The sequence below is a fragment of the Mesorhizobium sp. M7A.F.Ca.CA.002.09.1.1 genome (genome assembly GCF_003998555.1).
GTDB lineage: Bacteria > Pseudomonadota > Alphaproteobacteria > Rhizobiales > Rhizobiaceae > Mesorhizobium > Mesorhizobium ciceri.
The window spans coordinates 1-4,970 of the sequence record NZ_RZRR01000388.1 but is presented as its reverse complement, the minus strand read 5'-3'; the positions used below and the strand labels follow the sequence as shown (position 1 = coordinate 4,970).

The window sequence follows — 4,970 nt, the reverse complement described above, 5'->3', positions numbered from 1 at the left end:
TCTCGCTGCTGGATTTGCACAACCTCGTTGTAGAATCGGGCTTCGAAAAGCGGCTGCAAGCCGTGGCGCCGCAGCCGCCTTTTGCCGACACGGTCGATTGCGGCGACCGGGCTGATCTTCCCGACGTCTTTTTCGTGCTCAGCGAAAGCCAGTCCGATCCCGGCTATTTTCCGCAGGTCGGCAACGGCGCGGGATTCCTGCAGAGATTCGCACCGGGGGCCGGCACGCCGCACCAGATGCAGGTCGAGACGTTTGGCGGCGGCACCTGGATCACCAATCTGTCGCTGATGACCGGCCTGTCGGCCACCGATTTCGGCTGGCGAAGCCCCTATCTGACCATCACCCTGCAGGACAAGGTCGCCGGAGCCTTGCCGGAGGTGCTGGCGCGCTGCGGATATCGGACTGTCGTGATGACGCCGATGGACTTTTCGTTCGTCAATGAAGGGCCGTTCCTGAAATCGATCGGTTTCGAGACCGTGCTCGACATCAAGGACATCGCCGCGCCCTTCTATCACCTGCGCGACAACTTTTATTACCAGGCGGCCGAGGCATTCATCGCCAGGCACCATAGGGAAGACGGCCGGCCGCTGTTCCTCGAAATCCAGACCATGTTTCCGCACTCACCCTATGAGGGGCGGATGGAGCCCGGGCTGAAGGTCGAGGGCGAGCCTTTCTCGGGCGATTTCCAAGCCAATGAGTATCTGCGCCGGATGGCGGTAGCGCGCGGCGATTTCCAGGATTTCCTCGACAAGAGGCAAGCGGATGCCGGTGAACGCGGCGCCGTGGTGCTCGAATTCGGCGATCACCAGTCGTCGGCGACCAAGCCGTTCGTCGAGGCGATCGCCGGGGACGACGCCTTGGCGACCCCTGGCTCGCTTGCCTATCGCACTTTCTACACGCTCACCACCTTCAACCATCCTTTGCGCCATCCGATGCCTGACCTGGCCCCGCTCGACATCGGCTTCCTCAGCGCAAGCCTGCTCGACGCCGCCGGCCTGCCGATGTCGCCTGTCATGGCCGATCTCGTGCGCCTGCGCGACCATTGCGGCGGCAGGTTCCATGGTTGTCAGGATCGTGCGGAGGTCGATGCGCATCTGCGCCGGCGCGTCGATACAGGCCTGCTGCATCTGTTCCCGGAAGCGGTGCCGCTGCATGGGCTGGCGCCGCTCCAATCGGTGGATGCCCGTTAAATCAGTCTATCGTATCCGGCCCCAGCGTCGCCACGGTCTTCAGCGCACCGTCCAGCATGTCGCCCTTCTCGTCCTTCAGCGCGATCTCGCGCAGGCGGCGGATCCAGTCGGCGGCGTCGGTGCGGCCCTTGACCATGTCGAGCGCGGACAGCACCCGGTCGAATTTCGACTGCGCCCGGACATGGGTGTCGCTGTAGCCCTTGATCAGCCGGCGGCAGTTGAGGATTTCGACGGCCAGTGCGTAATCCTGGGGCACATGGTCGAGCGCCAGCGCGTACCAGCCATCGAGATGAGCGACCTCGACCTTGTGGCGCAGCAGGCTGCGGCGCCAGCGACGCAGGCCGCCGATGAACCACAGAGCGGCAAAGCCGGCAAAACTGTCGGTGCGGATGCGGCGGCCATGATTGATGCGACGATCGAGAAAGGCGGCGAGCTTCGGCCGGTTTTCGATGTAGCTGCCCAGACCCGCCGGCAGCGTGCCGCAGAACTCCTCGATGCGCGGATGGAAATATTCGGTCACCTGCAGGATCGAGCCATCCTTGACGCCGACCTCGCGGCGCACGCGTTTGTCGCGCGTCGAACGTGTCTTGAGATCGGCGACGCGGATCATGTCGTCGTAGCACAGCGCGTTGGCCAGATGCTTGGCGGCAGCGATGGACAAGCCGTAGCCCTGAATCGGCCCGTCCAGCGCGACGGCCTTGTCCAACCGGTCGAGATAGTCGCGCCCATAGGCGATGTCCTGATAGTCGACGACCTTTCTCAAGCCTCGAAGCGCCATATCGCGCACGGCCACCGGCAACAGATCGATGCGGGCAGCCAAGGCCTGCCAGCCTTGCAGCAGGTTTCGCGGGCCACTCACCTGTCCGGCGCCCAGGGCAGATTCGACGATCGCTGGCTCGGCCGGCCTAGGCGCCGGTGCTGCCGTGCCGCGCGCACGATCAAACGCGGCACCGAAGGCAGCAAGGCTGGCCTTGACGCCCCGACCACCCGCGCCGATCGCCTGCTCGTAGCTTTCGCGCGTGAACGGCAGCGCGTCCGACCCCGCCAGCGCGCCAAGCAGGCTGGCCGAGATCATCGAGCCATTGTCGGCGGCGATCTTCTCCATGTCGAAGGCGATGAAGCGCTTCGATGCGGCCTCCGCCGTTGCATGCACCTTGGACGACGAGGCGCGGCCGTCGCCCGGCTCGATCTTTTCCGACACGGCGGCGATGCGGTGCGAGGAGGCGATCAGCGTGGTGCGCTCGGGCGTGACGAAGCCGCGAATGATGGCGCGGCCGGCTTCCATCAACTCCGCCGCGATCAGTATGTCGACGTCGCCTTGCGAGGGCGACAGCGCAAAGACCGGCAGCCGGCCGGTGTCGCGGGCCATCTCGACATAGTAGATGGTGGCGCCGGTACGCTGGGCGACGCCGGCGACCGAGGTCGACTGCGCGACATAGCCGTTGCGCTCGGCGACATCGGTAATCCAATCGGCGAGCACGCCGCCGCCCTGGCCGCCGACCGCCAGCACGGCGAGCTTGATGACACGCTCACCATCCTGAGCGCTGGCGTGGGCGCGAAGTGGGGGGACGGCGTCAAGCATCGGCGAAAGTCAGGCGCCGGCTTTCGCGGCGACGCTGCAACAGGCTGATGGTGGCGCGGCGCGCCGCTTCCAGGAAGCGATCCCAGCGGCTTGGATTGTGGACGACGTCGGCGCGATAGAAGGACGGGCAGAGCACCGCCGCATCGGCGACCTCGCCGCAATTGCCGCAACCGACGCAACTCTGGTCGATATGCGCGACCGGATCGTCGCGCAAAAGATCGTCGAGCGACTTGACCGACAGCGATGGGCAGCCGGACAGCCGCATGCAGGCATGGTCACCGGTACAGATGTCCTCATCCACGCCGAACTTCGGTTTCACGACACGGGTCCCGCCCTTGATCGCCTTGTCGACCAGCGGCTTTTCGCGGCGCTGGCGGTTGAGCATGCATTCGGACGAGGCGACGATGACTTTCGGCCCCTTCTCCTCCGTCGTCAGCGCCTCGCGTAGCGTGTCCTGCATCTTGGTCACGTCATAGGTGCGGTCGACATGGCGCAGCCATTTGACGCCCATGCCTTTGACCGCCTCGGTGATCGGATGCTTCGTCGACTTGGTCTTGTTGCCGGCGCGGGATGAGAGGATGTCCTGGCCGCCGGTGGCGGCCGAGTAAAAATTATCGACGATGACGATGACGCCGTCGTTCTTGTTGAACACCGCGTTGCCAATTGAGGAGGTCAGGCCGTTGTGCCAGAAGCCGCCGTCGCCGACGAAGGAGATGGACCGCCGCTTGGCATCAGGCGAATTGAAGGCCGAGGCGGAGGCCGGGCCCAGCCCGTAGCCCATGGTGGTGGCGCCGAGCTCGAAAGGCGGCATGATCGAGAACAGATGGCAGCCGATGTCGGAGGCGATGTGATGCTTGCCGAGCTCCTGCTCGACCAGTTTTGTCGCGGCAAAGATCGGCCGTTCCGGGCAGCCGATGCAGAAGCCCGGCGGACGGCCCGGCACGACATTGATGAGGTCGGCTGCATCAACGCCGTCGCCGACCTTGTTGGGCGCGCGCACCTCGCCCGGCAGCAGATGCGGCGCCTCGGCGCGCAGGAAGGCGCCGATGCCGTCGAGCATGACCTGGCCGGTATATTCGCCGGCCATCGGCAGATGCTCCTTGCCAACCAGCCTGGTGCCTCGACCGGCCTTGTGCAGCATCGAAGCAAAGGCCTGTTCGATGTAGTTGGGCTGGCCTTCCTCGACGACCAGCACCGACTGCTTGCCCTCGCAGAACGACAGGAACTCGTCGTCGATCAAGGGATAGACGGCATTGAGCACATAGAGCGGCACGTCGGTGTCGCCATAGGTGTCGGCAAGGCCGAGCCGCTGCAGCGCGCGGATGACCGAATTGTACATGCCGCCCTGCATGACGATGCCGACCGAGCCATGGTCCGAGCCGAAGAACTCGTTGATCTTGTTCTTGGCGATGAAGTCGACCGCCGCCGGCCAGCGTTTCTGCACCTTCTCCTTCTCATGCAGGAAGGAGGCGGGCGGCAGCACGATGCGGCCGGTGTCGCGGCGCGGCGCGTCGAGGGCATCGGCGACCGTCATCGGCGGCCGCTTGTTGTCCTTGGCGATGAAATGGCCATGCACGTGGCAGCAGCGGATGCGCACCTGCAGCATGACCGGCGTGTTGGAAATCTCCGACAGCTCGAAACCATCCTCCACCGCCTTGACGATCGATGGCAGATTGGGTCGCGGGTCGAGCAGCCACACCTGGCTTTTCATGGCGAAGGCATGGCTGCGCTCCTGCATGATCGAGGAGCCCTCGCCATAGTCTTCGCCGACGATGATCAGCGCGCCGCCGGTGACGCCGCCGGAGGCGAGATTGGCCAGCGCGTCGGAGGCAACATTGGTGCCGACGGTCGACTTGAAGGTCGCCGCACCGCGAATGGGATAATGCACTGACGCCGCCAGCATGGCGGTGGCAGTGGCTTCCGAGGCGCTGGCTTCGAAATGCACGCCGAGCTCGCCCAGAATGTCCTGCGCGTCGGCCAGCACGTCCATCAGGTGACTGATCGGCGCGCCCTGATAGCCGCCGACATAGCCGACGCCGCATTGCAGCAGCGCCTTGGTGATGGCGAGAATGCCTTCGCCGGCAAACTCCTCGCCGGCACCGAGCCTGAGTTTTTCGACTTCCCTGGCAAAAGACCGTTCGGCCATTCTTTTTCTCCCTTCCGTTACCGCCAGCGCTGGCGGCGCGTAGGTCTAGATG

Annotated in this window: 3 protein-coding genes; 1 reads left to right on the top strand and 2 read right to left on the bottom strand. The window is 64.9% G+C overall.

Annotated elements, in window-relative coordinates; translation table 11 throughout:
* Nucleotides 1-1,190: sulfatase-like hydrolase/transferase (locus tag EN994_RS17610; protein ID WP_127307681.1), on the top strand; the 1,190-nt coding region annotated here is incomplete at its 5' end.
* Between the two features lies 1 nt (nt 1,191).
* Here the strand turns inward: EN994_RS17610 and EN994_RS17605 are convergent.
* Both EN994_RS17605 and EN994_RS17600 read right to left on the bottom strand, forming a co-directional pair.
* On the bottom strand, nt 1,192-2,772 hold the full coding sequence (locus EN994_RS17605) for an indolepyruvate oxidoreductase subunit beta family protein (RefSeq protein ID WP_063169956.1): 1,581 nt from the start codon (nt 2,770-2,772) through the stop codon (nt 1,192-1,194).
* Complete coding sequence (locus tag EN994_RS17600; protein ID WP_063169955.1) at nt 2,765-4,918, bottom strand: indolepyruvate ferredoxin oxidoreductase subunit alpha; 2,154 nt, start codon at nt 4,916-4,918, stop codon at nt 2,765-2,767. The genes EN994_RS17605 and EN994_RS17600 overlap by 8 nt, the downstream gene beginning before the upstream one ends.
* Nucleotides 4,919-4,970: the final 52 nt, after the last annotated feature.

What these genes read in the sequence shown, in the direction of transcription:
- EN994_RS17600 (WP_063169955.1), bottom strand. Translation starts at nt 4,918, where the DNA reads ATGGCCGAACGGTCTTTTGCCAGGGAAGTCGAAAAACTCAGGCTCGGT.
- EN994_RS17605 (WP_063169956.1), bottom strand. Translation starts at nt 2,772, where the DNA reads ATGCTTGACGCCGTCCCCCCACTTCGCGCCCACGCCAGCGCTCAGGAT.